This window comes from Actinacidiphila sp. bgisy160, from assembly GCF_965342435.1.
Classification (GTDB): Bacteria; Actinomycetota; Actinomycetes; order Streptomycetales; family Streptomycetaceae; genus Actinacidiphila.
The window spans coordinates 1-26,117 of sequence record NZ_CBDRCM010000023.1 but is presented as its reverse complement, the minus strand read 5'-3'; the positions used below and the strand labels follow the sequence as shown (position 1 = coordinate 26,117).

Below are 26,117 nucleotides of genomic sequence, written 5' to 3'. Positions count from 1 at the left end.
CCGCAGGTTCAAGGGAGTTGACGGCGCCCCCTGGACGCCCGGCCGTGTCCGCCAGTGCGTCCCCCGCATGCGCGCCACGCGGCGCCGATGCAGTCTGGACGGGAAGAGGCGGAGGAGGTGATACCCGTGCCGGACGGGTCCCCTCCCGCTTCGTCCCGTCCCGACGCCGGGGAGCGGACGGGCAAAGGCCTGCTGGCACCGGCGCTGTTCGCGATGATGGACGGCGTGCGGGCGCACACGGGCGGGATCTACCTCCTCGCGCCCGGCGAGCCGGTGCTGGAGATGGCCGTGATGGCCGGCCTGCCCCGCGCCTTCGCCGCGCCCTGGGAGCGAGTCGGGCTGGGCGCCCCGATCCCCGTGGTGGAGGCGGTGCGGGAACGCAGGCTGGTCTGGGTCGGCAGCGAGGAGGAGATGGCGCGCCGGTACCCGCGGATAGCGCTCGTCCTGCCGTACCCGTTCACCCTCGCCGCACTGCCCGTCGCGACCGCCGACGCCGTCTACGGCTCCGTATTCGTCACCTGGCCGGGCGCCCATCCGCCCGAGCTGTCCGACTGGGAGCGCGAGCACCTGGAGGCGGCCTGCGGCCGGCTCGCCCGGAGTCTGGAGTACGAGGCGGCCGCGGGCCGGCCGGTCCGGCGCGGGCAGGACGTGACGATCGGCGCCCCGGTCACCAGGGTCTCCTCGGGGGTCGAGGCGGTGCGCATGGTGGGCCGGCTGCCGGAGGGGCTGTGCTCCCTCGACCTGGACGGACGGGTCACCTACGCCAACGGGGCGGCCTCCCGCCGGCTGGGCGTACCGGTGCGCAAGCTGCTCGGGCAGCCGTTGTGGCGGACGCTGCCCTGGCTCGACGACTCGGTGCACCAGGAGCGGCACCGCGCGGCGCTGATCAGCAGACAGGCCACCTCGTTCACCGCGTTGCGCCCGCCGGGCGACTGGCTCACCTTCCAGCTCCATCCCAGCAGCAACGGCGTCAGCGTGCTCATCTCATCGGCCCGCGGCCCGGTGGCGCGGGACCCCGCGTCTCTCGCGGCGCGGGGTCCGGCGCAGCCCGCGATCGGCCTGGTGGCCGTCTCCCACCTCGTGAACCTGTCCGGGGCGCTCACCGAGGCCGTCAGCGTGCAGGACGTGATCGACCTGGTCGCCGACGAGATCATGCCCGCCGTCGGCAGCCGGGTGGTGGCCGTGGTCACCCCGGAGGCCGGGAGGATGCGCGTGCTCGGCCACCGGGGCTACCGCGATCCGTCGATCCTCGACCGCTACGACGGCATGGCGATGTCCGTGCCGACGCCCGTCGCCCAGGTGCTCGCCGGCGGTGCGCCGGCGTTCATGGAGTCCGAGCGGGAGATGCGGGAGCGCTTCCCCGACCGCCCGCCGGTCTGTGACGGCATGGCGGCGTGGGCCTACCTCCCACTGATCGCCTCCGGTCGCGCCGTCGGCACCTGCGTTCTCGGGTATCCGGAACCGCACCGCTTCGGGGCCGACGAGCGGGCCCTGCTGACCAGCCTCGGCGGGCTGATCGCCCAGGCCCTGGAGCGGGCGCGGCTCTACGACGCCAAGCACCGGCTGGCCCACGGCCTGCAGTCCGCGCTGCTCCCGCGGACCCTGCCGGCGTTCCCGGGCCTGGAGGCGGCGGCGCGGTACCTGGCGGGCACCGAGGGCATGGACATCGGCGGCGACTTCTACGACCTGCTCCGCGTGGGGGACCGGCCGGCCGCCGTGATCGGCGACGTGCAGGGGCACAACGTCGCCGCGGCCGGTCTGATGGGCCAGGTCCGTACTGCGGTGCGGGCGTACTCCGCCGTCGGTCAGTCCCCCGGCCAGGTCATGGAGTGCACGAACCGGCTGCTGGTCGATCTGGCCGTGGATCTGCTCGCCAGCTGCCTGTACCTGCACCTCGACCCGGACGGGCAGCGGGCGATGGCGGCGGGGGCCGGCCACCCGCACCCCCTGCTGCGGGACCCGGGCGGCCGTGTGCGGACGCTCGACCTCGCCCAGGGACCGCTGCTGGGCATCGACGCGGAGGCGGTCTACCGCACCGTCGAGTTCCCGTTCCCGTCAGGGTCGGTCCTCATGCTCTACACCGACGGGCTGGTCGAGTGCCCGGGGACGGACGTCGACGCCGAGTTGGCCGGCCTCTCGGACTACCTTTCGGCGGCCGGTGAGCTCTCGCTGGACCGGGTCGCCGACGGCGTGCTCGCCCTTACCGCCGAGCGCCGGCGGCGCAGCGACGACATCGCGCTGTTGCTGTTGCGCTCCCTGGCGCCGCCCCGGTCACCCGGACGCGAACGGGGCGCCGCGCGCCGTGGTGAGACGGCGCGCGGCGCCCTTCGTGATCCGCGGGTCAGCCCTGGCGGGCCTTGAAGCGGGGGTCCCTCTTGTTGATCACGTAGACGCGGCCGCGGCGGCGGACGATCTGCGAGCCGGGGGCGTTCTTGAGGGAACGCAGCGAGGCACGTACCTTCACCGCTCGCCTCCTTTCAGGCGGTTCTTGATCCGCCCATGCCAACGCGGGGAGGGCACGGTTTCTTCCCCGTCGTCCGGGTCCGTGCCGCCCAGCGGACCGGGACCGGTGAAGTCCGGGCCGGGGGACGCGGGCGACTCGAAGCCCGGCGACCCGAATCCGGGCGACTCGAATCCGGACTCCGCGATGCCCGCGACCTGCGGCTCCGGGACCTCGTACGCCGGGATCCGCGGGGGGCGGCGGGCCGTACGCCGCGCTGCGCGGCGCGCAGACCGCCTGAGCCTGCGGGCCCGCACGCGCCCGGGGGCGCCCTCCGCGTTCGCGGAGCGGCGCCCCCGGGGGGGTCCGTCTGGATCGGGCCGCGGGTCAGCGGCGGTGGTGGTGGAAAACATGGTGGTGACGGTGCAGGCGGTGCCCGTGCCAGCGGTGGTGGTGACGCTTGCCGTGGTGGCTGTGGTGGCCGCGGCCGTGGTCGCCGTGCGTGGCGTGCGTGCCGTGGGCGCGGACGGACTCCGGCGTGACGGCACCGGCGCCCGCCGCACCGCCCAGGACGACGGCCACGGCCACACCGACCGCGGCCACGAAACGGGAAACGCGCATGGATCGACTCCTGTCTCCGCGGGTGCCGTGGGCACCCGCACGGGTGGGACACCAGAAGCGTCGGGCCTGGGCCGTGTCCGTTAAGGTGCGGCACGCCCGTATAGCACTCGATTTGCTGGAATATGACGTTCTGGGGAACCGGCGCCTGTAGGCGATCCGTGGAGCCCCGCGCCGCCGCGCCGCCGCGCCGCCGGGCGGAGCCGCAGGCCAGGGCCGGTGCGACGTTTCGGTCGTGGCGTCCGGGGCAGGTGCCACACGTTCCGGCCCCGCGACGGGGACGGCGCACCGATAGGTGATGGTGACGGTGGACGACTCCGGCTTCGGCACCCTGCTGAGCGGGCTCCTGCAGCGTTCGCACGAGGTCGCCCCACAGGACTGGGGCGCCGCCCTCGCACGTGCCGCCCACGAGGTGGGCCTGGACGACGTCACGGTCCTCCTCGCCGACGTCCAGCAGTCCAGGCTCGTCCCGCTGCCCGGCGCTCCGGCCGCACCCGCCCGCCGCGCCGTGGCCGTCGACGGCACGCCCGCCGGCGCCGCCTACCGGACGGTCTCGCTGCGCCTGAGCGAGCGGGGCGACCGGATCACGATGTGGTTCCCGCTCGTCGACGGCGTGGAGCGGATCGGCGTCATGGAGGTCGTCGCCCACCGGATCGACCCGGAACTGCTCGCCCGTTGCCGCGCGCTCGCCGACGTCACGACCCTGACGATCGTCTCCAAGACGGGGTTCAGTGACGACATGCTGCGGCTCGTCCGCAGCCGGCCGATGAGCGCCGCCGCGGAACTGGTGTGGGCCTTCCTCCCGCCGCGGACCCTCGGCACCGCCGAGGTGACCTCCAGCGCGGTGCTGGAACCGGCCTACGAGATCGGCGGCGACGCCTTCGACCACAGCCTGCAGGACGACCACCTGCACCTGACGGTGGTCGACGCGATGGGCCACGACCTCGCCTCGGGACTCGCGGCGGCCGTCGCGCTGGCCGGCTGCCGGGCGGCCAGGCGGGCCGGCGCCGACCTGGGCGAGATCGTCAAGACCGTGGACGAGACCCTGGCCGAGTGGATCCCGGACCGGCTCGCCACCGCGGTCTTCGCCGACCTCGACGTCCGCAGCGGCCAGTTCGCGTGGGCGAACTGCGGGCACCCCCCGCCCCGGCTGATCCGCGCCCGGCACGTCGTCACCGGCGCCCTGGAACGCGACCCGGACCTGCCCCTCGGACTCGGTCCCGAGTACGGCGCCCGGCCGCGTTCCGTCCACTCCACGAGCCTGGAGCCCGGTGACCGGATCCTGATCCACACCGACGGTGTGACCGAGTGCCGCGTCGAGGGCGGCGACGAGTTCGGCGAGCGGCGCCTCACCGAGTACGTCGTGCACGCCACCGCGCTCGGAGATCCCGCGCCGGAGGTCCTGCGGCGGCTCGTCCACGCCATCCTGGCGCACCGGCACGGGCGTCTCGACGACGATGCCACCGTCCTGCTCGCCGAGTGGCATCCCACGCGCTGAATCGGGGCGCCCGGGGTTTCCGCCGCGCGCCTTGGGCAGCCGCACAGCGTGACCGCGCGCCCACGCCCTGGTCGGCACGGTCCGTACCGTGGCCACCGCGCAGCGCGACGCCCCCCCGCTGCGACGTGGATCGATGCGGAAAGCATGTCATGATCAGGAATGTTATGTCGTGTAAATCACGTTCGAATGGGTATGCGGTGTCGTAGACCTGAGGAGGCGCCCAGCCGTGGACACACGCAACGGCCACCCGACCAGTACCCGCATTCCCCGCGACCAGCAGATACGCACGTGCCGGCCCGCTGTCGTGAAGGAGGGCCGGGGCAATCCGCCGCAGCGGGAGCCCGACAGCGGCAAGGACTGGAACATCGTCAGGGGAGAGGACTGAGGGACCCGAGCCCCCGTGTGACGGAGCGGGACCACTGCCCGGCGCCGGTGGGAAAGCGGAAGCGGTCGTGCGGACCGCGGGCGCGCCCACCGGTGGGGTGGTGGTTCCGCTCAAGCGCGCGTCGTCGGTCGGCGGCGTGCGGCGCGGGCGCCGACCACGTGATGAGCGGCGGCCGTACGGCAGCGCGCAGCGGGCCGACCCGGCATCGGTCAGGCCCAGCCCGACGAGCGTCCCGGTGCGGGCGGCCTCCCGCAGCGTGCGGGGCTCGAAGCCGTCGAGCATGAGCGTGGCGCGGCGGAACATCGTGAAGTCGCCCGGGCGGTCCACGGTGCCCAGGACAGGTGGACGAAGCGGGCGCCGGGGCCGCCCTGGACGTAGGGCCCGTGACGTCGAGCCCGCCCGGGGCCTCACGGATCCGGCAGTCGAGGTCCCCCGTCGCCTCCTCGGCGTCACCGGGCCGGGGGTCCGGGAGTTCCGCGGGGCGGGTCGCCGAAGGCGCGGCAGGGCAGGTCGCGCGCCTCGATGCGGATCCGCACGGTCAGCCGCCCGCGGTGACGAGCCGGAACTCCAGGCACACCACGGGCGTCGTGTCCGCGACAGGAGTGCCCGCACGCTCCCAGAAACGGCGGTGCCCGGCCCGCCAGTCGGCGAGGGAGGCGTCCCCCTCGCCCTCGGCGGCGGCGTGCTCCCACGTCACGTCCACGAAAGCCGTCACCTCCACGCCCGTGATCTCGATGACGCCGACGCAGTGGCTCTCCCGGTCCAGCAGGGCCAGCCGCTCGCCGACGAACTCCAGACCCTCGGTCTCCTCGACGTACTCGGACAGCAGCCCGGTCGTGGCGGTCTTCTTGCCCGCCAGGACCAGGGAGTTGAGCTCGTCCCGCAGCGCGTCGGGTGTGCCGAGCTCCATGGAGCGCATTCCGTCGACCCGCGGCCACATCGTCGTATCGCCCCTCGGTGCGTGGGAGTGCCGTCCGCCGGATCATCACACGACGGGCGCCACCTCCGCCAGGAACGGCGGGTCCACGCCCGCCCGCCCGCAGGTCAGAGCCGCGACCCGCGCGGCGAGCGCCGGGGCGCCGGCCACCGCGGCCGGCACGGGACCGCCGTCCGCGGCCGCGCGCAGTCGCCTGCGGGCCCCCCCGTGCCGAGCAGTCCGGCGGAGAGGAGACCGGCGAGCAGGCCCGCCATGAAGGCGTCACCGGCGCCGATCGTGTCGACGACGCGCACCGGGTGGGCGGGGACCCGGTGCCGTCCGCCCGAGGCCCAGTGGGCGTCGGAGCCTTCCGCGCCCCGGGTGAGGACGACCAGGCGCGGACCGCGGCGCGCCCAGTCGGCGGCGACCTCCACGGGATCGCGTCCGGGGTGGAGCCGGCCGAGGTCCTCCTGCCGGCCTTCGCCACGTCGGCGAGGGCCACCGGCCGTTCGACGCGGTCCCGCCCGGCCCGGCGACCACGTCGGTCAGCGTCTCGCCGGCGACCAGAGTGGCGGGCGTCGTCACGGCCGCACCAGGATCTTGCGGCCGATGCCCGCCGTGAAGCGCTCGATGGCCTGCGGGTAGTCGGTGAGCGGGAAGCGGTCGCTGATGAACACCCCGGGGTCCAGCACCCCGGCGGCGAAGAGCTCGGCGGCCCGCTCGTAGCTGTGCGGGACCGCCATGGAGCCCGTGATGGTGATCTCCTCGTTGTCGATCCGGTACGGCTCGATGACCGCGCGGGCGGCGTAGTCGGCGACGCCGAACTGCAGGAAGGTGCCGCCCCTGCCGACCCTTCGCAGCCCGTCCTGGATCGCGGCGGCGTTGCCGGTGGCGTCCACGACGACCTCCCAGCCGCGGGGGCGGACGATCTCCTGCGCCGAGGCGGCCGTGCGGTCGCAGCCCAGCAGCCGTGCGGTGGCGAGCCGTTCGGGGTTGACGTCGACGACGTCCACGCTCGCCGCCCCCGTGCGCTCGGCGAGCTCCAGCATCATCAGGCCCGTCGTTCCGGAGCCGTAGATCAGCACGTGGGCGCCGAGCCGGCTGCGCGGCACGTCGTAGCCGCGTACGGCGCACGACATCACGGGTGTGGTCCTCGCCGTTGGCGTTCACCGTGATCCGCGCGTCCGTCATCCCTCCCTCACCGCAGCGGCGGGGGCGCCGGCCCGCGCGACGGCGCGTCGCAGGGTCCTCTTGGTCAGGTCTCCGGCCAGATGCCGCTTGTAATCGGCCGTTCCGCGGTGGTCGGTGACGGGCGAGCAGCTCGCCGACGCCACGCGCCCGGCCTCCTCGAAGAGCTCCGGCGACGGCTCGCGGCCCTCCAGGAGCTCCTGCACCGCCTCCGCGTGCAGCCCGTCGGCGCCGACCGCCGCCAGACCCACGCCGACGTGCCTCATGCGCCCGTCGTCGAGGGAGAGCGCCACGGCGGCCGCCGCCAGCGTCCAGTCGCCGGCCTTGCACTCGAGCTTCTCGTACGCGCTGCCGGAGTCCGGCCGGACGGGGAAGCGTACCTCGGTGAGCATCTCCCCGGCGCCGACCGCCGTCTCGTACGGGCCGCGGTGGAAGTCGGCCATGGTGACGCTGCGTTCGCCGTCCGCGCCGCGGATCACGGCGACCGCGTGCAGCGCCGCGCACACCGCCGACAGGTCCTCGGACGGGTCGGCCTGGCACAGCGAGCCGCCGAGGGTGCCTCGGTTGCGCACCGGCGGGTCGGCGATGACCCGCTCGGCGTCGTGGATGATCGGGAAGTACCGGCCGACCAGAGGCGACTCCAGCAGCGTGCGGTGCCGGGTGAGGGCGCCGACCCGCAGCTCGCCGCCGGTCTCGTCGATGTGGTCGAGCTCGGTGAGGTCGTTGATGTCGACCAGCACCTCCGGCCCGGCCAGCCGCAGCTTCATCATGGGGAGCAGGCTGTGCCCTCCCGCGAGGACCCTGGCCTCCTCGCCGAAGCGCCCCAGCAGTTCCAGGGCCTCCTCCACGCTCTGCGCCCGTTGGTACTCGAACGAAGCGGGTACCTGCACGGCACCCTCCTTCCCTGCCCGGACGGTGGACGGTGTGGGTCGATGCGGGGTGGTGCACGTGGGGGGAACACTCGCGCCGCGGACGAGGTCGGTCAACGGCAACTGCAGAGAATGGTCAATCCTGACTGACGCAGTTGACGCTCGAACAGATGTAATGGCCCCCTGAGACACACGCAGTTGCGGGCCTTCGTCGCCGTGGCCCGACCGGGATCGGTCAAGGCCGCCACCGAGTCGTTTGGTGTCACCCGCGGAGCCCGAGCCGATCGACCTCGTGGGTGTCGCCAAGGGCGCTGTGCTCAAGCGGGCCATGCCGGCCGCAGTCGCGGTCGTGGTGGTCGTCGCGGTCGTCCTGCTCGTCGTCTGGCTCGTCTGAGGCGCCGCGATGCGTGAGCTCGCGGACTCACGCCGGACTCGCCCGCCTCAGCTCGCCGGTCGTCCTCGACGCCCTCACCCCAGGAGACGGCCGTCTCGATCGCCGCCCAGATCATCGCGGGGCGGCGCGGCGGCTCTGGGTCCCCGCTCGGCGGCTCGGAGGGGCCGATCCACGCTGCGGCGGTCCACGCGGGGTCCGGCGACCGCTGATGGGCCATGATCCGCGGGAGAACACGGCAACGCGGATCGGGGAAACGTGCCGGCTTCGCAGTGGCCCGCCCATCTCCGCGCTCCCGCGGCGGCTGCCAGGCGCCGCCCGGCAGCCGCCCTCACGGCCCACGGGGAGGAACGGGCTTCACGAAGGGCCTCGGGCAGGCCGACGTCGGGGACAGCGCACGGTCCGCGGTCGCCTGCACCGGTCCGACGGGCGGGCGCTTCGGCCCGGGCGGCTCACCCCGCGTCGGCTGCCGTGAAGGAGACCTCCGCGGTGTCGACGGTGCCGCCGCGGCGCCCGGGAGCGCTCTGGTGCTGCCAGTAGAGGTTGGTGTGCGCGATCACCAGCTCCGGGCCGGGCGCCCCGTAGGAGCTGAGGTCCTCCGTGGTGTGCGCGTCGCCGACGAGCGTGACGTCGTAGCCGCGGACGAGCCCCCCGTGCAGGGTCGAGCGGATGCAGGCGTCGGTCTGGGCGCCCGTGACGACGAGCCGGCCCACGCGGCGGTCGGCGAGCACCGCCTCCAGCTCGGTGTCCTCGAAGGAGTCGCCGTAGAGCTTGTGGATCAGCGGCTCCGACTCCTCGCGCACCAGCTCCGGCACGTACTGCCAGCTCTCGCTGCCCTTCTGGAGGCCCTCGTCCGAGTGCTGCACCCAGATCACCGGCACGTCCTCGGCCCGTGCCTTGCCGATCAGGGTGTTGATGTTCGCGATGACGTCGTCCCGGTTGTGGGATCCGGTCACCACCCCGTTCTGGACGTCAATGACGAGCAGCGCGGAGTTCGGACGGTCGGAAAGGGTCGTCATGGGGACTTCCAGTCTCTCGTCACGGTTCCTGTGTCGTCCCCACCCTAGGCCGCGCCACTGACAATCGGGCCCGGACGGCCCGGCCCGGGTTCCTTGCTGCCCTAGTCGAGCGGGTCCAGCGTGATGTACGCCTGTTGCTGGCCGGGGTCGTTGACCAGCGACTCGTGGTTGCCGACGTCGTCGAAGGCGAAGGCGTACGCCTTGCCGTCGGCCATCCGCGCGTGGATCTCACGGGCGTAGTGGTTGGTCACGGCGTCCTGGTAGAAGCCGGCCGCGCTCGTGTCCGGCGATCGAGGCGTCGGGTGCCGGGGTCGGCGGGTGGCCCCCGGCCGGCCAGGGGTGGAAGGTACCGCCCGCGTCGGCCCAGCCCTGGCGGCCGGTTGCGAGCTCGGTGCCCAGGTCGTAGAGGTGGACGGGCTCGTTGCGGCCGGAGTTGTTGGTGAACGTCAGCGGGATGGTGGCGGGGACGGCGGCCACGGCGCGGGGGGACGAGGTGCCGAGGACGGTGAGGCCGACCGTCGTCAGCAGCGCGGCGAACAGGGCCGGGAACCGCTTGCGTGGGATGTGCACGTGCTTCCTCCTTGTGTGGTGCGGAGGTGCGCCGCGAGGGCGGTAAAGCTCGTGAGAGCGCTCTCAAGCGTCAAGCCCTGATGAGGGCATGTCAATCCATTGCGGGATTGTTGATGGGGACAAAGCCGGCCCCGCCCGGCGGCGCCGTCTCAGCCCGCGTGCCGCAGCCAGACGTACGCGACCGGCTGCGGCACGTTCCACTCCGCGGCCTGCTCCGCGGGCACGGGGAGGAACCCTGCCCCGAGGTGGCACCGCAGGGCGCCGGCGTTGTCGGGGTGGACGCGCAGGAAGACCTCGGCCAGACCGGTCAGCCGGGCCCGGGCGGTCAGTTCGGCGATCAGGCGCCGCCCGACGCCTCGGCCGCGGGCGGAGGGTGCGACGATGACGCGGGCCAGTTCGACCTCGTCCCCCTCGGCGTCCAGCCAGAGTTCGCCGTAGCCCACGAGCTCCCGCCCGTCGTACAGCAGGTACGCCTCGACGTCCTCCGCGTCCCGCCAGCCCGCGACGACCTCGTCCGGCACCGGGTGCTCCTGCCGGCCGCACCACAGGGCGACCTCGCGCGCGGTGGCGGTCCAGCCCGCCACGGCGCGGGCGTACGCCGGTTCGGGCCCGCCCGGCTCGTCGGCCCGGAGCAGCTCCATCGTCCCCCGTCTCTCGCGTCCGGCCGACGACCCTACCTGCGCACCGTCGCCCGCCGCACCCGGTGCCGCAGCAGGCCCCTGCGACGGCGCTGCCGCGCCCACACGTCCCCGGGAAGCCGGCCCGGCGGGGGCGTATCCGTGCTCCCTACGGCGTCCGGCGCGCGGACCGTCACGGCCGCTCCGGCTCCGACCCGGCCGCCACCTGCCGCAGCGTCCGGCCCGAGCGGGCCGAGCGGGCGCGCCGGGGGTCGGTGGAGTGGTGGGCGCAGGCGTGCTCGTCGACCCGCTTGACCAGCAGCCACGCCTCGCGGTTGCCGTCCGGGCCGCCGTGGGTGCGGGTGAGGGAGTAACCACCGCGCAGCTTCGTGCCGTTCGGCCGGAACGAGGCGTGACCGTGTGCCAGTGCCTCCGCCAACGGGCCGTGGGTGAGCGGCCGGTAGCCGCCCTCGTCCCAGACGACGACTGTGCCGCCGCCGTACTCCCCGGAGGTGATGACGCCCTCGAAGTCCGCGTACTCCAGCGGGTGGTCCCCGGTCGGTACCGCGAGGCGCTTGTGATGGGGATCGCCGGACGGACCCTTGGGGACGGCCCAGCTCTTCAGCACGCCGTCCACCACGAGCCGGAAGTCGAAGAGCATGCTGCTCGCGTCGTGGATCTGCACCACGAAGAACACCCCGGCATCCCACGAATGAGGCGGCGCTCGATCGCGTGCCCGCACAGCGCACACGCAGGCGCGCGTCAACGCCCCCCGGCCTCGCGGATGCTCGCCTCCAGCGCCGCCATCAGGTCCATGGCCGGCACCGGCTCCTCCAGCCCCGCCCCCGTCATCTTCGCCACCACCAGCTGCCTCAGCGCTGCCGCGTACTCGTCGTGGAGCTCGGCGATCTCCCTTCCGGCATGCTGGTCCATCAGCAGCACGGCAAGCTCCAGCTCCCGCTCCGTCACCGGCGCCGGCGAGGACAGATCGCCGGGCTCGCGAATCTCCTCCGGCCACAGCAGCGTGTGGAGCACGAGCATCCCGAGCCGTGGCCTCAGCACTGCCAGCCGCAGCCGGGTGCGCAAGGTGACCTTGGCGACCGCCACGCTGTCGTGCCGTGCCAGGGCCTCAACCGCAACGCATACGGCCGCTGCCCCTGCTCCCCGGCCGCGCCGACCCAGTACGGGCGGGAGTAGAGCACCGGGTCGACGTCGCCCGCGTCGATGAACCCCAGGACCTCAACCGTGCGCTTCGTCGGGGGGAGCGCGGCCAGGTCCTCCCCGAGGAGCGCGACGGTCCGGCCGTCCGGTCGCTCACACCCGCGCGCGATCTCCGACTGCGGGACCTCCACGCCCTCACTCTCACACACCCTCCGGTGCCTGATCCCGGAGCCATCGCGCGCATGAACCCGATCGAACCCCGTGCCGTGCTCCTCGGTCGCCGAGTAGAGGCGGACGGGCAGGCTGACCAGGCCGAAGCTGACGTAGCCGGTCCAGATCGCGCGCATAACGACAGCGTGGAACCCGGGGCGGTACACCGTGCGAGGTGCTGCTCCGGGCCAGTGACGTCCCGGGTGAACCCGGCTGGCCACGGCCGGGGACCGATCAAAGTGCGACCAAGGTGAGGACGTGCTTCGATGTTGACATGTCCACTTTGTCAGCCGAGAGGCAGAGGCTTCGCCCCCACGCAAAACCTCGCCGCAACTCCCTCACTTCCCTCATGCCGCAACCACTACGCCAGGGCTACGGCGCGTGCTACAAGTGCAGCTGCATCATGTTCGTTGGCGAAGGGTTTGAATGCGGACGCTGCGGACACTCCTTCTCGGACCACTACTGAGGAAGACGGCGTCCGGGGCCTGTCGGCTGCTGTCAACCGACAGGTCCGTTCAAGCTCACGACCCGGATCGCGTCCGGGTTCCACCAGTACGTGCGCCAGTAGACGACGGGGAAGCCCTCGCCCTCGAGGAACGTCACCTTCACCTGGACCGCGTGCCGCCCGTACCGGTACCGGATCTTGTGCCAGACCACGCCGTCGTGCCACTGGCCGCCCACGCGCCCCGGCCAGGTGGTCGACGCCAGGTCCTCCAGCTCCGTGACGCGTTTGCCCTTCCAGACCTTGTCGGCCACGCTCACCAGCAGGTCCTCCATGGTGACGGCCGCGTCCGTCCACGAACCGTGCGTGGCGGCGAAGCGCGCGAGGCGCGGCGTGACGCCCTGCGCCAGCAGCTGCGCGCGGCCCGCCCTCTCGTGAGCGCTGCCCGGCGCGGACAACTCGGCGACGTGCAGTGCCTTGCCGATGTCATGAGTGGCCGCGCCGAAGCGCACGGCTCCACGGTCCACGACCAGGGACGGCTGTACTCCCGGGCCCACGCGAGCAGTTCGCACGCCACGTCGTGCACGAGCCGCAGATGGGCCGCGAGCCGCGGCGGAGCCCCCACGTCCTTCAGCAGCCGTAAGACCTCCGGCGGCAGTGGCCGCTCCCGTCCCTGGGCGAGGGCCGGTCGAGGTCCGGCGTCCGCTCGGGATCTCCGACATCGGCGGTGGCCCCTGCGGCGCGCAGCGCGGCGCCGGCCGACGCGGCGTGCCCCTCCGGCACGTTCCGCAGTACGACGACTGGGGTCCGGCCCGTGAGGGCCCGGCAGTGCGCGGCGCCAAGACCGGTCAGCCGGCGACGACGTCGGTCGCCCGGGGCCCCACATTCCTGAGCACGGCCGTCACCGGCACCTCGTCGCCTTCCGCCCCGGTGCGTACCCCTGCCATGCGCCCTCCCCGTCGCTCCCGGCCGTCCTGCCGCCCGGCCCTCCGCCGTGGACAGCGTGCCCGAAGCCGCGCCGGACGGGAACTCCGCGTGCGGCGTGCCACCGTACGGCCCGGGTGCCCCCACTTCCCCTCCGCTTCCTGTGAGAATGCCCGCGACCGCTGCCCCCGCCCCGACCGCTGGAGGACGACGACGCATGGGTGGACACCCCGAAGGCCTCCCTCGGCCCGCGCTTCCGCAGGCCCCGCCGATCACCTGTGACGAGCCCGGGTCCTTCGCCCGGAGCGTCTTCCAGGAGCGGCACCCGATGCTGATCCGCCGCATCCTGGACGCCGTCCCCTACGGCCCTGAGCGCCGCCGGGACTTCGCGGCGCTGCTGGAGGAGTCGCGCTCCGGCACGGTCGCCCCGTTGCCGCGGGACGCGCCGGACCGGGCGGCGTGGGAGGAGTGGGGCGCGGGGCGCTTCGGGCGGCCGTGGCCCGAACTGCCCTTCCTGTGGGCGGAGTCGTATTTCTACCGTCGGCTGCTCGACCCCGCCGGGTACCTCGCCGCCGGGGCGTGGCACGGCGTGGACCTGTTCGCGCCGTTCAAGGACGCCGAGCTGGACGGTCCCGGCTTCGCCGCCGACCTCGCCGCGATGGACGGGCTGCCCGCGCTCGCCCCCGCCGACCGGGAACACACGCTGCTCGCGGCCGCCGTGTGGGGCAACCAGGCCGACCTCGGCTTCACCATGGTGGCCGAGGCGACCGGCCCCGAGGCGGCCGGCACGCTCGTCGCTGACGCGTCGGAGCGGTTGTGGTCCCTGCTGGACGGCGGCACAGTCGTCGTGGTCACCGACAACAGCGCCCGCGAGGTCCTGGCCGACCTCGCCCTCGTCGACGACCTCCTCGCGAGCGGACGCGCCGCCGAGGTCCACCTGCTCGTCAAACCGCACCCGTACTACGTCTCCGACGCCACCACCCAGGACGTTCTGTCCTGCCTGCGCCGGATGACCGCCGCCCCCGGCGAGGCCGCACGCATCGGCGGACGGCTGCTCGCGGCCCTGCGCGAGGGCCGGCTCGTCCTGACCGCGCACCCCTTCGCCTGCGCGCCGCTCGGCTACCGCGACATGCCTGACGACCTGCGGGAGCGCTTGGCGGCCGCACGGCTGACGGTGATGAAGGGCGACCTCAACTACCGCCGCCTGGTGGACGACCGGCTCTGGCCCCCGACGGTGCCGTTCGAGGACGTCACCGCCTACTTCCCGGGTCCGGTCGCCACCCTTCGCACCCTCAAGTCCGACACCGTCGCCGGGCTCGCCCCGGAGACCGTCGCCCGGCTGGACGCCGACGGCACCGCGTGGCGCATCAGCGGCACGCACGCCCTGATCCAGGTCACGGTCCCGGGATGACGGCCCCTGCCGTCAGCGTGCCGCCGTGGCGGCCTGCCCTGGGGAGGCCAGTCCCGGCGGGGCAGCCGCCAGCGCGGAGCGGATCGCGTCGACCAGGGCCAGCGCCGCCTCCTCGGTGAGTTCGACGGCGACCCGGGCCGAGGGCCCCAGCGCCGGGTTGAGGAAGTCGATGTTGACGGTGTGCTCGTACGGCGCGTGCTGCGGGTGGTCGACGTAGACCATGGCCTCGGTCAGCCCGAAGTAGCCCAGGGCGCCCTTGCCGCTGCCGTCGATGCGGATCTTCTCGGTGAGGTACGTGCACATCAGAGGTGCTCCCTGAAGAAGGCCAGGACCTTCGACCAGCCGTCGACCGCCGCCTCGTTGCGGTAGCTCGGACGGTTCACGGCGAAGAAGGCGTGACCCGCGTTCTCGTAGGTGTGGAACTCGTACGGCTTGCCCTGCGCCTTCAGCTCCGCCTCCAGCTCGGCGACGTGCTCGGGGGAGGGGTAGCCGTCCTCCGCGCCGAACAGCCCCAGCAGCGGGCCGTGCAGGTCCTTCGCCAGGTGGACGATCGGCTCGACCTGGAGGGGGAAGCCCTCCGGCGGCCGGCCCGCGACGAAGGCGCCGTAGCAGTCGACGCCGGCCTGCATGTCCAGCGAGGCCAGCGCGAGGAAGGCCTGGCGCCCGCCGGAGCAGTAGCCGATCACGCCGACCCTGCCGTTGGACGACGGCAGGCCCCGCAGGTACTCGGCGGCGCCCGCGGAGTCCCCCAGGAAGCGCTCGTCGGGCACGCCGCCCTGCGCGCGCGCCGCCGCGGCCGCGTCGTCCGGCGACGCGCCGGGCGCCTCACGGCTGTAGAGGTTCGGGCAGACGGCCGCGAAGCCCTCCGCGGCGAAGCGCCGGGTGATCTCCTTGGTGGGGCCGTCGTAGCCGGGCATGTGGTGGACCACCACGACACCGCCGAACGGACCGGGGGCCATGGGGCGGGCGGAGTACGCCTCGATGCGGTCGCCGCCGTGGCCCGTGACGGTCACGGTCTCGGCGAGAAGTGCGTCATACATGTACGTCGGTCCTTCCGGGTGGACGGATGATCAGCACTCTATGCGGCACGCTCTTCCCCAGCCGCCGCCCCGCCTGGACCGTCGGGGAGCGCCTCCGCAGGGGTGCCGTATGAGGCCACGCCCCGAGGGAGTCGGCGAGGCGGAGCCGGCCGGCGTGCTGCGCGCGTGGGGGATTGACGCGGCGTCATGAGCGTACGAGCCCGCCGGCTTCGGCGACCACCACTGGACGGCGACCGACGCCTGGGGCCGGCGCTGGTTCGTCACCGTCGCCGACCTGGCGCACAAGAACCACTGTGGCGCGGACGCCGACGCCGCCTTCGAGGGTCTGGGCCGCGCCATGGACACCGCCGCGGCCCTGCGGGAGGCGGGACGGGACTTCGTGGTCGCGAGCGGCCCTCCGGAACGCATCGGCGCTCCGACGCCGCCGCAGACGAGATCGGCGACGCCCCGTCGTACGGCATCGAGGTGCCGGGCTCAACGGCGACGGACCCGGGCCGGCCGAGCCAAGGTTCGCCCACGGTACGTACAGGCGCTGATACCGGTCAGGACCGCGATGGTTCCGGACGGGGCGGCGGCCGCTCGGCTCATCGGCCGGGGTGTGCAGGACCTCCAGGACGCGGGCGGCGGTCTCGACGCCCTGCCCGGACAGGGTGACCGTGACGCCGCCGTGCGCGAAGGCTGTCGCCGGGGCCGCACCCCCCGTCGAGGGCGGCCTTGGCGTTGCGCCGCACATAGTGTCGCCGGGCAGCCACTCGTGAAACGAGCGCGGCTCGTCCCCGGCGTCCCGCCCCCGCGTCGTGACGATGAGCTCCATCGGGGCCTGCCCCCGGCGTAGCGCCGTCGTGCCGGCAGGCGTCCGCGCAAAGCGGTACGAGAGGTGCGGCGGGTGCTGCCATCCGGCGCTTGCCGTGGCCGGGCGGGGGGCGCAGGCTGGAGGCATGGCTGCTCAGGGCGGGCCGACACTCATCACGTCCGTCCAGCGGGCCTTCCGCCTGCTGGAAGCGGTGGGCGCACACGAGGGCGGCGTGCCGGCGAAGCAGCTGGCGCGCGAGACCGGCCTGCCGCTCGCCACCGCCTATCACCTGCTGCGGACCCTCACCCATGACGGCTACGTTCGCAAGCTCGACGACGGCGGTTTCGCCCTCGGCGAGAAGCTCGAGGCCCTGCACTCCGCGAGCCGGCCGCAGATGCCGCTCAGCCGCGTCAGGCCGGCGCTGGCGGCACTGCGCGACGATCTGTCGGCCGCCGCCTACCTGACCTTCTACGAGGACGGCGAGATCCGCGTGGCGGACATCGTCGACGGTCCCAGGACCCCGCGGGTCGACCTGTGGGTGGGCTTCGAGGAGGCGGGACACGCCACGGCGCTCGGCAAGTGCGTGCTGCGCGAGCTGGACGAGGAGTCCCGCAACGACTACCTCTCCCGTCACGCACTGGCCGATCTGACCCCACGCACGATCACCCACCGCGCGGAGTTGCTGCGGCGCCTGGAGAACGTGTCCGCGCCCCCCGCTGTCATGGACCTGGAGGAGTACGCCCTCGGCACGGTCTGCGTCGCGGTGCCGGTCTACAGCGGCACCACCCTGGGCTCGATCGGTGTGTCGCTCCGCGCGGACCGGGTCGCCGTTCTGGAGGAGGTGCGCGTCAGCCTGCTCACGACTGCGAGCCGCGTGACCCGGGGCCTGTCGCTCACTATCTGAAATTCCCGCCTTGTGTCCTGGGTCCACACACCCATTAACTGGTGGGAAACGGACAGCGGCGGTGTGACGCCTCGCACAGGCAGGGATTGCGGACGAGCATGAGTCAAGCCCCGGACCAGCGGCACTGCGGCCGGACCACGTGGCGCTTCGCCATGGGCGCGCCCGTTCTCATCATCTGCGCGGTGGCCCTCGTGGCCTTCGTCAGTGGCAGCGGTCCGGACTGGCTGCCGCTGCTCGCCGTCGGCCCGGCGCTCGCCGCCGCCATCGCGGGCCCCTGGCGCGTGCTGCGGGTCGGCGTGCTCGCCGTGGCGCTGGCCGCCGTCCTCGGCGCGTACAAGGGCACGCCCGGCGACAAGCTGGCCATCGGTCTGGCCGCGCTGACCGCGGTCACCCTGGCGAGCGGGCTGGGCGCCGCGGTCCGCACGCGCCGCGAGCGCGTGCTCGCGGCCGTCCGGTCGGTCGCCGAGGCCGCGCAGCACGCGCTGCTGCTGCCCGTGCCGGAGACCGTCGGCCCCTTCCAGGTTGCCGTGCGCTACAGCGCCGCAGCGGCCGAGGCCCGGATCGGCGGCGACCTGTACGCCCTGGTGCCCACGCCGTACGGGGTGCGGCTGATCGTGGGCGACGTCCGCGGCAAGGGCCTGCCGGCGGTGAGCACCGCCGCCCTGGTGCTGGGCGTGTTCCGCGAGGCCGCCTACGACGAGCCCGACCTGCTCGACGTCGTCGACCGGATCGAGCGCAGCCTGGCCCGCAACCTCGGGCCGGACGACTTCGTCACCGCCGTCGTCGTCGGGCACCCGCGCCCGGGCCGCATGGAGGTCGTCAACTGCGGTCACGCCCAGCCGCTGCTGCTGCGCGGGGGCGACGTCGTCGCCGTGGAGTCCTCCGGGCCCGTCCCGCCGCTGGGGCTGCGCGCCCTCGCGGGGGAGGAGCCGGTGCTCCAGGTGCTGCCCTTCTCCGAGGGCGACCAGCTGCTGCTCTACACCGACGGCGTCGTCGAGGCCCGCGACCACGGCCGCCGCTTCTACCCCCTGGAGGAGCGCGTCACGCGCCACCTGACGGACGACCCCGCGCGCACCCTGGCGGCGCTCCACGACGACCTGCTCGACCACGTCGGGGGCAGGCTGCACGACGACGCCGCGCTGCTCCTGCTGCGCAGCACCTCCAGCGCCGCACCCGTCACCGAGCTGCCCGTCCCCGCCCTGACCGGCGGCATGCGGGGGACCCGGGCCGGCTGAGCCTCCGGCCGGCGGAAAGGCGCACGAGTGGCGCGCCTTTTCGGCGATTTGCTGCACTTCAGGCGATATGCGATACGTGGAGGAGGGGGGCTTTCATCGCTCGCCGAGGAAGTGCCATGGCAGGAGCGCACGAGGACGTCGGGCGCGTGGTCACCGGCCGCTACCGGCTTCTGCGCCGGCTCGGCGCCGGCGGCATGGGTCGGGTGTGGCTCGCCTATGACCAGGAACTGGCCTGCGAGGTCGCGGTCAAGGAGATCGTCCTGCCGCCCGGTGTCCCCGAACGCGAGGTGAGCTCCCGCATCGCCAGGGCCCGCGGCGAGGCCCGGCACGCCGCCCGGCTGCGAAACCACCCACACGTCGTCACCGTCCACGACATCGTGGAGGAGGACGGCCTCCCGTGGATCGTCATGGAGTTCGTCCCCGGCGCCATGGACCTTGAGGCGGTGGTGCGCGAGCGCGGGCCGCTGCCACCCGCGGAGGTCGCCCGGATCGGGCTGGCCGTGCTCGACGCCCTCCTGGAGGGCCACCGCCTGGGCATCCTGCACCGGGACGTCAAACCGGCCAACATCCTGCTGACCCATCCCGGCTCGCGACCCTCCGGCCCCACCGAGGGCGGCGGCCGTGTGATGCTCACCGACTACGGCATCGCCCTGGAGCCCTCCTCGGGCGAGGCCCGCCTCACCGCGACGCTGGAGATCCTCGGCACCCCGCGCTTCATGGCCCCGGAGCGGGCCAACAACCAGCCGCCCACCGTGGCGGGCGACCTGTTCTCGCTCGGCGCGACCCTGTACTACGCGCTGGAGGGCAACGGCCCCTTCGACCGCGAGACCGCCCTGACCACCCTGAGCGCCCTGCTCTTCGAGCCGCCCACCCCGCCGCGCAGGGAGACCCGGCTGACGCCGGTCCTCGTGGGACTGCTCGCCAAGGACCCCGCGGACCGGATGGGCGGGGAGGAGGCCGTCCGGCGGCTGACCGCCGTCGCCGCCCAGCCGTACCACCTCCACCCGGCCCCTCCAGAGGAGCCCGCGGCCCCGGCGCGGCCCCCGCCGCCCGAGCCGCCGCCCGAGCCGCCGCCCGCGCCGAAGCCGCCGCGCCTCCTGGCGTCGGCCGCCCCGACGACCGAACTCCCGCCGCCGGCCGAGCGGGAGGAACGGGATCTGCCCGGCCCGCCCCCGGGGCCGCTGCCGCGGAAGCCCGGCGAGGGCCCGCCGCCGTCCGGCCCGCCGAGGCTCCGGCGCCGCAGGGCCGGGATCCTGGCCGGGGCGGTGCTGGTGGCCCTGGCGGCGGTGGGCGCGGGCGTGTACCTGGCGCGGTCCGGCTCTCCGGGGCAAGGACTGGCCGCGCCCGCCTCCGTGCTCTCGGTCAAGGTCGGCACCTCGCCGCACGGGCTGGCCGTGTCCCCGAACGGTAGCCGGGGCTACGTCGCCAACTTCACCTCGGACTCGGTGTCGGTGATCGACGCCGCCACCAGCCACACGGAGGGCCGGCCCATCCCCGTCGACTCCCCGGAGGACATCGCCGTGTCCGGGGACGGCCGCCGGGTCTACGTCAGCAGCAGCAACTCCGCCTCCGTGTCGGTGATCGACGCCACGAGGAACCGCACCGTGGGCAGCCCTGTCGCGGTCGGCGACGGCCCCGAGGGGGTGGCGGTGTCCCCCGACGGGCGCCGGGTGTACGTGGCCAACGGCAGCTCCCAGTCGGTGTCGGTGATCGACACGGCCGCGCACCGCACCGTGGGCGGCCCCATCCCCGTCGGCGCGTTCCCGCAGGGCGTCGCGGTCTCCCCGGACGGGCGCCGGGCGTACGTCGCCAACTACGGCTCGGACTCGGTGTCGGTGATCGACACGGCCGCGCACCGCACCGTGGGTGACCCCATCCCGGTCGGTGACGGGCCGGACGGGGTGGAGATCTCCTCCGACGGGAGCCGCCTCTACGTCGCCAACGGGACATCCGGCACCGTGTCGGTGATCGACACCGCGAGCAACCGCACGGTCGGTGAGGCCGTGCCCGTCGGCCACGCCCCGGCACAGGTCGCCGTGGCCTCGGACGGGCGCCGGGTGTACGTGGCCAACGGGACCTCGGACTCGGTGTCCGTCATCGACACCGCGACGCGCGAGGTCGGCACCGTCCCCGTGGGCTCCCGCCCGGCGGGGCTGGCGGTCTCGCCGAACGGGCAGCAGGTCTACGTGGCCAACGGGGGCTCCGGGTCGGTGTCGGTGATCACGTTCTGAGGGGCTCGTCCGGACTCAGGTCACGGCGGGGTGCAGCCCGGCGGTTCCCAGATGCGCGTGTGGTTGTCGTCGTAGTGGTAGCCCGTGCAGGCCTTCTGTGGTGCGGAGGTCGGCGAGTGCGCCGTCGCCGTCGCGGGCCGGGGAGCCGCCTGGGCGCCCGCCACGCCCGCCGTCGCGGCGAGCAGCGCGGCGGCACAGGTCGCGCCGGCCAGATGAACTATGCGATTCTTCAGGGTATTTGTCACAACTTCAACCTTTTGTGCGATATGCAACGTATTCACCAGGGTGGGAGTACGGCCGCCGTGGTGTCAACGAGGTCAGGCATCTTCCGTCGTCCCGCCCGGCGTCGCGGGCAGCGGCTGCTCGGCCCAGATGGTCTTGCCGCGGGGGTGGTAGCGCGTGCCCCACAGCGACGCGACCTGCGAGACCAGATAGAGCCCGCGTCCGCCCTCGTCCGTCTCCAGGGCGCGCCGGATGTGCGGGGAGGTGCTGCTGCCGTCGCCGACCTCGCAGATCAGCCGGCGGTCACGGATCAGCCGCAGCCGCACCGGCGGTGAGCCGTAGCGGATCGCGTTCGTGACGAGCTCGCTGACCAGGAGCTCGGTGGTGAACTCCAGCTCCGCCAGGTCCCACTCGGCCAGTTTCGCGATGACCATCCCACGCGCCTGCCCGACGGACTCAGGCTCGTTCACCAGTTCCCAGGTGGCGTACCGGTCCGGCGGCAGCCGGCGCAGCCGCGCGACCAGGAGCGCCATGTCCTCCCCGGGATGCCCCCCGGGTACCAGCCGGCGCAGTGCCTCGTCGGCGATCTCACCGGGACCGCTTCCGGGACCGGCCCCCGCCAGTGCCTCGCCGAGCCGGAGTGCCGCCTCGTCCCCGGACTCCGGGGCGAGCAGGCCGTCGGTGTAGAGGGCGAGGAGATCGCCGTCGGCATGGGTCACCTCCTGGCACTCGAACGGCACGCCGCCGGTGCCCAGCGCGGGCGTCGCCGGGGTCCCGGTCACCGAGACCTTGCCGTCGGGGCTCACCCGCGCCGGCAGGGCATGCCCGGCGCTCGCCATGGCGGAGCGCATGGTGATCGGGTCGAAGATCGTGTAGAGACAGGTCGGTGCGGGGGTTCCCGGAGTGAGCCCGCCCTGCTCCTCGTGGAACCGCGTGACCTGGTCGCTCAGATGCGTGAGCAGTTCCTCCGGTGTCATGTCCAGGTCCGCCAGCGTGCGCACCGCAGTCCGCAGCCGGCCCATGGACACCGCCGACTGCAGCCCGTGCCCGCCCGCCTCGCCGATGACCAGGGCGGTACGCGCGCCGGAGAGCGGGATGACGTCGAACCAGGTGCCGCCGGGCTCGGCCCGGCCGCCCCGGGACAGGTGGCGTGAGGCGGCCTCCACGGTCGCCACCGCGGGCAGCCGCCGCGGCAGGAGGTTGCGCCGCAGCGCCAGCGCCGTGGCCCGTTCGCGGGTGTAGCGGCTCGCGTTGTCGATGCAGACCGCGGCGCGCGTGACGAACTCCTGGGCGAGCAGGACGTCGTCCGCCTCGAAGGCATGGGCCCGGGTGAACCGCACGAAGAGCACCACGCCCAGCGCCGCCCCCCGCGCGGACATCGGTACCAGGAGCCAGGACCGGACGTCGATGCCGCGGATCCGCTCCGCCCGGGCGGGATCGGCGGCCTCCAGCTCGACCAGCAGTTCCTCGCCCGTCAGCAGGACGGGCTTGCCGGTGGCCAGCGCCCGGGCGGCCGGGGTGCCGGGCTGGGACGCGAAGTCGTCCACCGCGCCCGGCGGGACCACGGTCTGGGCCGGGCCACCGGGCACCATCGTCGCCGCCGCACGGCGCAGGGGCACCGCCTCGGCGACCGGCCCGGGCAGCGGCTCCTCGCCGCCCAGCACGGAGTCCAGCAGGTCGACGTAACTGAAGTCGGCGAACCGCGGCACGGCCACGTCCGTCAGCTCCTGCGCCGTGTGCAGCACGTCCAGGGTGCTGCCGATCCGCGCGCTGGCCTCGTTGACCAGGTCGAGCCGTTCCCGGGTCCGGGCCTCCGTGGTGAGGTCGAAGACCATGTGGGCCAGGGCCACCACGTCGCCGTCCGCGCCGCGCAGGGGCAGGATCGTCTCGGACCAGACCGTGTCCCGGTCCGGGTCGCGGGGGTCGCGGCCGTGCACCTCGCTGCCGATCATCGCCCGGCCCGAGGCGAGCACCAGCCGCTGGCGCGCCTCGAAGGCGTCCGCGTCCAGCAGCCCGGGCGGTGCCACCTCGCGCATGGTGCGCCCGACGAAGTCGTCGGGGAAGCCCGTCGCGCGGATCCGGGAGTCGTTGCGGGCCAGGAAGCGCAGGTCCGTGTCGAAGACGTCGATGATGAACGGGGACTCGGTGAACAGGCCGCGCAGCAGCGCGCCGAGCAGGTCGTCGTTCCGTACCGCCTCGGCGTCCTCCGCCTGCAGCAGCCAGTGGTCGGGCGCGAGAGGGTGTCCCCACAGCACCACCCCGACCGGCAGGCCCTCCCGGTGCCGCAGCAGCAGCGGGCCCAGGAAGACCGAGCGCTCCGGGCTCACCAGGCCCGCGACGCGGGCACCGTCGCGGCGTGACCACAGCAGCCGGGACACCGGCCCGCGGGCCTCGGCGGCCGCCCAGCCCAGCAGCCGTTCCGCGCCGGGAGTCCAGTTCCTCACGGTGCCCCGCGCGTCCACGACGGCGAAGGCGTCGCCTCTGGACCGGGGGACACCGTCAGGGGCGTCGGCGAACAGCGTGCCGCGCATGTCCACCTGTCACGCCCACCCGGCCCTGGCACACCCAAGGATTCCCACAGACCAATACTGCCCGCCGTCAAGATCCGAGGCACGCGGTGCCTGCGGCACCGCCGTGACCTGCCGGGACACGGCCGGAGGCGGCCGTCGCCGGGTACGCCGACGAGTTCGCGGCGCCGTGCAGGTCTTCATGGAGACGGCAAGCGAACCAGGGGATCCCCATGACGCATCATCCCGGCCTCCGCCCGGCCGCCGGGGACGTGAGCCCGCTGCCGGAGCAGATCGGCGACAAGCACCTCGACGCCCCCAAGCCCTGTCCCCACTGCACGGTGGCGCACCTCATCGGCCACATCGCCGGGCTCTGCGCCGGCTTCCACGACGCCGCCCGCAAGGACTTCGGCCCGGCCACGGAAACCGATCCCGGCGGCTTTCTCCCCGAGCTCCCGCCCGCCTGGTATGACGCGCTGCCCGTGCTGCTGACCGAGGTGTCGGAGGACTGGAACGGTCCCGGGGCGTGGGAGGGCGAGACGAGGGCCGGCGGGATCGCCCTGCCGGCGGACGCCGCGGGCCGCTTCGCCCTGAACGAGCTGCTGGTCCACGGCTGGGACCTGGCCCGGGCGACGGGGCTGGACTACCGCCCCGGCGAGTCCGCCCCGGAGGCCGCGCTCGCCCTGCTCACCGCTTTCCGGGCGGCCTCCGACGACGGCACGTGGCCCTTCGGCCGCCCGTACCGGTCCCGGACTCGGCGCCGGCGCACGACCGGCTGCCCGGGCTCACCGGCCGGGGTCCGGGCAGGAGCCCGCCGCGCTGAGCGGCCGGCGGCCCCAGGCGGAGACCATGGGCGCCGTGGCCAGGTCGAGCATGCCGGTGGCGACGTTCGCCAAATGGCGCTCGACCTCCTCGTCGGTGGCCAGCCCGGCCGCCACGAGCCGCTGCCTGATGTGCCCCACCGTGGCCGTCTCCAGGACGGCGCACGCCGGTGACGTGATCGGGAAGTACGCGTCGGCTCCTACGTCCTCCAGCCCGGCCTCGCGCAGCAGCCGCGGCAGTGTCCGCCCGTAGGCCAGGTCCGCGCCGCGCTCGGCCATCAGCGCACGGAAGCCCGAGCGCAGGCGGTTGGCGAGCCGCTGCTCCGGTCCGGACTCGTCCGGGCAGAGCAGCGGCTGCAGCCCGGGATCGGCGTCCTCCAGCAGCAGCCATCCGCCGGGGCGCAGCGCGCCGGTCATGCGCCGCAGCGCCTCCGCCCGGTCGGCGACGTGCACCAGCACCAGCCGGGCGTGGACGAGGTCGAACCCGCCCGGCGGCGCGGGGTCGGCGGCGACGTCGTGCCGCAGCACCTCGACCGTGCCGCCCGCGGCGTCACGGGTCCACGACACGTCGATGTCGGTGGCGACCACGGTGCCGCCGGGGCCGACCCGCGCGGCCAGTCCGAGCGGTACCGAGGTGCCCCCGGCACCCACCTCCCAGCAGCGCATCCCCGCTGCGATGCCGAGCGCGTCGACGTGCCGGAACGTCACCGGGTCGAAGAGCTCGGCGAAGGCCTCGAAACGTGTCCCCGCCTCGGCCCGGCGGTTGTCCAGCAGATAGCGCTGGTCGTCCTGCGGGCCGCCCCCGTGGTCCGTGTCGCGTGTCGTCATGGCGCGATTCTCCGTTACGGGGTCCTTCTCCGGCCGCCGGGGGCCGCCCGGCGATCAGTGCACTCGTGTGGGTGACGCCGAAAGGCCCGTACGGCGGCGCCCAGCGGATGGGTGCATCACGCAGCCAGTCGATATGTCAGTCGAGATTGACAGATGTCGCTTACAACTAACAGTTACGGATATGTCCGCATTCTGTAACGCGAAGCGATTGTTCCGGTTGTGCGCGTCCCACTGGGCCAGAGTTGGGTCATCGGCAACCGCCGAAGCATCCGCACCGCGGGAACGGCCCGAAGGGACCGGGAACGCATATTTGTTGAGGGGGCATCATGTCTGCTCGTATCACCCGTCGTGTCGTCGCCACCGTCCTCGCCTCCGGAGCGGTCGTGGCCGCCGCCGCCCTGCCGGCCACCGCGGCGGACCACCGCGACCACCGCGACCACGGCCGGTCCCGGGTGGTCATCGGAGACGTCAACACCCGCGACGGCCACGGCCGCTTCGCCCGCGGCGAATGGATCGAAGTGGTGAACACCGGCCGCGGCTCGGTCAACCTGCGCGGCTGGACCCTGTCGGACCGTGACGGCAACCGCTACCGCTTCGGCAACGTCCGGCTCTTCGGCCACTCGAAGGTCCGCGTGCACACCGGCTTCGGCCGCGACGGCCGGCACGACGTCTTCCAGGACCGCCGCAACTCCGTCTGGGACCGCCGTGACACCGCGACCCTGCGCAACGACCACCGCCGGGTCGTCGACGTGAAGTCCTGGAGCGGCCGCCGCTGACCGGCACCGGATCCGGGCCGTGCCGCCGCATCCCCGTGGCCGGCACGGCCCACCCCGTCACCTCCACGACGGCGTGGGGGGGGGGGGGGGGGGAGGGGGGG

General features: G+C 73.9%; 24 protein-coding genes and 6 pseudogenes. 11 read left to right on the top strand and 19 right to left on the bottom strand.

Going from position 1 to position 26,117, the window contains the following annotated elements; genetic code table 11:
- The first annotated feature begins 126 nt into the window (after positions 1 to 126).
- Positions 127 to 2,361, top strand: a complete 2,235-nt coding sequence (locus tag ACRWNP_RS19365) for a SpoIIE family protein phosphatase (protein ID WP_431962957.1) — start codon at positions 127 to 129, stop codon at positions 2,359 to 2,361.
- Here ACRWNP_RS19365 and ykgO read toward each other — a convergent pair.
- On the bottom strand, positions 2,342 to 2,464 hold the full coding sequence (gene ykgO / locus ACRWNP_RS19360) for a type B 50S ribosomal protein L36 (protein ID WP_018562490.1): 123 nt from the start codon (positions 2,462 to 2,464) through the stop codon (positions 2,342 to 2,344). The two genes, ACRWNP_RS19365 and ykgO, sit on opposite strands and share 20 nt — an antisense overlap.
- Positions 2,465 to 2,827: 363 nt before the next feature.
- A complete protein-coding gene (locus ACRWNP_RS19355; protein ID WP_431962954.1) occupies positions 2,828 to 3,061 on the bottom strand; it encodes a hypothetical protein in 234 nt (77 codons plus the stop codon).
- 295 nt (positions 3,062 to 3,356) lie between these two features.
- On the opposite strand from ACRWNP_RS19355, the gene ACRWNP_RS19350 reads away from it, so the two are divergent.
- Complete coding sequence (locus ACRWNP_RS19350; protein WP_431962952.1) at positions 3,357 to 4,556, top strand: PP2C family protein-serine/threonine phosphatase; 1,200 nt, start codon at positions 3,357 to 3,359, stop codon at positions 4,554 to 4,556.
- A 226-nt stretch (positions 4,557 to 4,782) separates the two neighbouring features.
- Positions 4,783 to 4,941 (top strand): hypothetical protein, encoded by a 159-nt coding sequence (locus tag ACRWNP_RS19345; RefSeq protein WP_431962950.1) that lies wholly within the window; start codon positions 4,783 to 4,785, stop codon positions 4,939 to 4,941.
- Positions 4,942 to 5,150: 209 nt separating this feature from the next.
- Here the strand turns inward: ACRWNP_RS19345 and ACRWNP_RS19340 are convergent.
- From ACRWNP_RS19340 to ACRWNP_RS19320, 5 genes and pseudogenes are all read right to left on the bottom strand, one after another.
- Positions 5,151 to 5,303, bottom strand: a pseudogene (locus ACRWNP_RS19340) (hypothetical protein); the annotation flags it as partial.
- Between the two features lie 176 nt (positions 5,304 to 5,479).
- On the bottom strand, positions 5,480 to 5,851 hold the full coding sequence (locus tag ACRWNP_RS19335) for an ASCH domain-containing protein (RefSeq protein ID WP_431962948.1): 372 nt from the start codon (positions 5,849 to 5,851) through the stop codon (positions 5,480 to 5,482).
- A 134-nt stretch (positions 5,852 to 5,985) separates the two neighbouring features.
- Entirely contained in the window at positions 5,986 to 6,291 is a 306-nt protein-coding gene (locus ACRWNP_RS19330; protein WP_431962946.1) for a carbohydrate kinase family protein, read from the bottom strand.
- 147 nt (positions 6,292 to 6,438) lie between these two features.
- Positions 6,439 to 6,996: pseudogene (locus tag ACRWNP_RS19325) on the bottom strand (zinc-binding dehydrogenase); the annotation flags it as partial.
- Positions 6,997 to 7,044: 48 nt separating this feature from the next.
- The gene (locus ACRWNP_RS19320) at positions 7,045 to 7,935 is read right to left on the bottom strand and encodes an FAD binding domain-containing protein (RefSeq protein ID WP_431962944.1); all 891 of its coding nucleotides are present in this window, start codon (positions 7,933 to 7,935) and stop codon (positions 7,045 to 7,047) included.
- A gap of 238 nt (positions 7,936 to 8,173) precedes the next feature.
- Between ACRWNP_RS19320 and ACRWNP_RS19315 the strand changes: the two genes are divergently transcribed.
- Positions 8,174 to 8,308, top strand: a complete 135-nt coding sequence (locus ACRWNP_RS19315; protein WP_431962942.1) for a hypothetical protein — start codon at positions 8,174 to 8,176, stop codon at positions 8,306 to 8,308.
- Positions 8,309 to 8,345: 37 nt separating this feature from the next.
- Positions 8,346 to 8,517: pseudogene (locus tag ACRWNP_RS19310) on the top strand (XdhC/CoxI family protein); the annotation flags it as partial.
- A gap of 240 nt (positions 8,518 to 8,757) precedes the next feature.
- On the opposite strand, the gene ACRWNP_RS19305 reads toward ACRWNP_RS19310, so the two are convergent.
- The 7 genes and pseudogenes from ACRWNP_RS19305 to ACRWNP_RS19275 form a co-directional block, all read right to left on the bottom strand.
- Entirely contained in the window at positions 8,758 to 9,324 is a 567-nt protein-coding gene (locus ACRWNP_RS19305; protein WP_431962940.1) for a cysteine hydrolase family protein, read from the bottom strand.
- 101 nt (positions 9,325 to 9,425) lie between these two features.
- Positions 9,426 to 9,575, bottom strand: a complete 150-nt coding sequence (locus ACRWNP_RS19300; protein ID WP_431962938.1) for a beta-1,3-glucanase family protein — start codon at positions 9,573 to 9,575, stop codon at positions 9,426 to 9,428.
- A gap of 16 nt (positions 9,576 to 9,591) precedes the next feature.
- A pseudogene (locus tag ACRWNP_RS19295) lies at positions 9,592 to 9,894 on the bottom strand (sugar hydrolase); the annotation flags it as partial.
- Between the two features lie 149 nt (positions 9,895 to 10,043).
- Entirely contained in the window at positions 10,044 to 10,535 is a 492-nt protein-coding gene (locus ACRWNP_RS19290) for a GNAT family N-acetyltransferase (RefSeq protein WP_431962936.1), read from the bottom strand.
- A 169-nt stretch (positions 10,536 to 10,704) separates the two neighbouring features.
- Positions 10,705 to 11,262 (bottom strand): DNA polymerase ligase N-terminal domain-containing protein, encoded by a 558-nt coding sequence (locus tag ACRWNP_RS19285; RefSeq protein WP_431962934.1) that lies wholly within the window; start codon positions 11,260 to 11,262, stop codon positions 10,705 to 10,707.
- Positions 11,263 to 11,273: 11 nt separating this feature from the next.
- Positions 11,274 to 12,019 (bottom strand): annotated as a pseudogene (locus tag ACRWNP_RS19280) (Ku protein).
- Between the two features lie 361 nt (positions 12,020 to 12,380).
- Entirely contained in the window at positions 12,381 to 12,836 is a 456-nt protein-coding gene (locus ACRWNP_RS19275; protein WP_431962932.1) for a hypothetical protein, read from the bottom strand.
- A gap of 629 nt (positions 12,837 to 13,465) precedes the next feature.
- Between ACRWNP_RS19275 and ACRWNP_RS19270 the strand changes: the two genes are divergently transcribed.
- Complete coding sequence (locus ACRWNP_RS19270; RefSeq protein ID WP_431962930.1) at positions 13,466 to 14,659, top strand: damage-control phosphatase ARMT1 family protein; 1,194 nt, start codon at positions 13,466 to 13,468, stop codon at positions 14,657 to 14,659.
- A gap of 12 nt (positions 14,660 to 14,671) precedes the next feature.
- On the opposite strand, the gene ACRWNP_RS19265 is transcribed toward ACRWNP_RS19270, so the two are convergent.
- Together ACRWNP_RS19265 and ACRWNP_RS19260 are read right to left on the bottom strand one after the other, a co-directional pair.
- The gene (locus ACRWNP_RS19265; protein ID WP_431962928.1) at positions 14,672 to 14,962 is read right to left on the bottom strand and encodes a DUF6295 family protein; all 291 of its coding nucleotides are present in this window, start codon (positions 14,960 to 14,962) and stop codon (positions 14,672 to 14,674) included.
- Positions 14,962 to 15,699 carry a dienelactone hydrolase family protein gene (locus ACRWNP_RS19260; protein ID WP_431962926.1) on the bottom strand — a complete coding sequence of 246 codons (738 nt, stop codon included), beginning with the start codon at positions 15,697 to 15,699 and terminating at the stop codon, positions 14,962 to 14,964. Before ACRWNP_RS19260 ends, ACRWNP_RS19265 begins: the two co-directional genes overlap by 1 nt.
- Before the next feature lie 938 nt (positions 15,700 to 16,637).
- On the opposite strand from ACRWNP_RS19260, the gene ACRWNP_RS19255 reads away from it, so the two are divergent.
- The 3 genes from ACRWNP_RS19255 (at position 16,638) to ACRWNP_RS19245 (ending at position 20,862) form a co-directional block, all read left to right on the top strand.
- Complete coding sequence (locus tag ACRWNP_RS19255) at positions 16,638 to 17,396, top strand: IclR family transcriptional regulator (protein WP_431962924.1); 759 nt, start codon at positions 16,638 to 16,640, stop codon at positions 17,394 to 17,396.
- Between the two features lie 152 nt (positions 17,397 to 17,548).
- Positions 17,549 to 18,631 carry a PP2C family protein-serine/threonine phosphatase gene (locus ACRWNP_RS19250; protein ID WP_431963105.1) on the top strand — a complete coding sequence of 361 codons (1,083 nt, stop codon included), beginning with the start codon at positions 17,549 to 17,551 and terminating at the stop codon, positions 18,629 to 18,631.
- Positions 18,632 to 18,747: 116 nt separating this feature from the next.
- Positions 18,748 to 20,862 carry a protein kinase domain-containing protein gene (locus ACRWNP_RS19245; protein WP_431962922.1) on the top strand — a complete coding sequence of 705 codons (2,115 nt, stop codon included), beginning with the start codon at positions 18,748 to 18,750 and terminating at the stop codon, positions 20,860 to 20,862.
- A 20-nt stretch (positions 20,863 to 20,882) separates the two neighbouring features.
- Here the strand turns inward: ACRWNP_RS19245 and ACRWNP_RS19240 are convergent, their stop codons facing one another.
- On the bottom strand, positions 20,883 to 21,107 hold the full coding sequence (locus ACRWNP_RS19240) for a hypothetical protein (RefSeq protein ID WP_431962920.1): 225 nt from the start codon (positions 21,105 to 21,107) through the stop codon (positions 20,883 to 20,885).
- 72 nt (positions 21,108 to 21,179) lie between these two features.
- The gene (locus ACRWNP_RS19235) at positions 21,180 to 23,615 is read right to left on the bottom strand and encodes a SpoIIE family protein phosphatase (protein WP_431962918.1); all 2,436 of its coding nucleotides are present in this window, start codon (positions 23,613 to 23,615) and stop codon (positions 21,180 to 21,182) included.
- A 209-nt stretch (positions 23,616 to 23,824) separates the two neighbouring features.
- Between ACRWNP_RS19235 and ACRWNP_RS19230 the strand changes: the two are divergent.
- A pseudogene (locus ACRWNP_RS19230) lies at positions 23,825 to 24,271 on the top strand (TIGR03086 family metal-binding protein); the annotation flags it as partial.
- Positions 24,272 to 24,376: 105 nt separating this feature from the next.
- Here ACRWNP_RS19230 and ACRWNP_RS19225 read toward each other — a convergent pair.
- Complete coding sequence (locus ACRWNP_RS19225) at positions 24,377 to 25,240, bottom strand: class I SAM-dependent methyltransferase (RefSeq protein WP_431962916.1); 864 nt, start codon at positions 25,238 to 25,240, stop codon at positions 24,377 to 24,379.
- 326 nt (positions 25,241 to 25,566) lie between these two features.
- Between ACRWNP_RS19225 and ACRWNP_RS19220 the strand changes: the two genes are divergently transcribed.
- Positions 25,567 to 26,016, top strand: a complete 450-nt coding sequence (locus ACRWNP_RS19220) for a lamin tail domain-containing protein (protein ID WP_431962914.1) — start codon at positions 25,567 to 25,569, stop codon at positions 26,014 to 26,016.
- Positions 26,017 to 26,117: the final 101 nt, after the last annotated feature.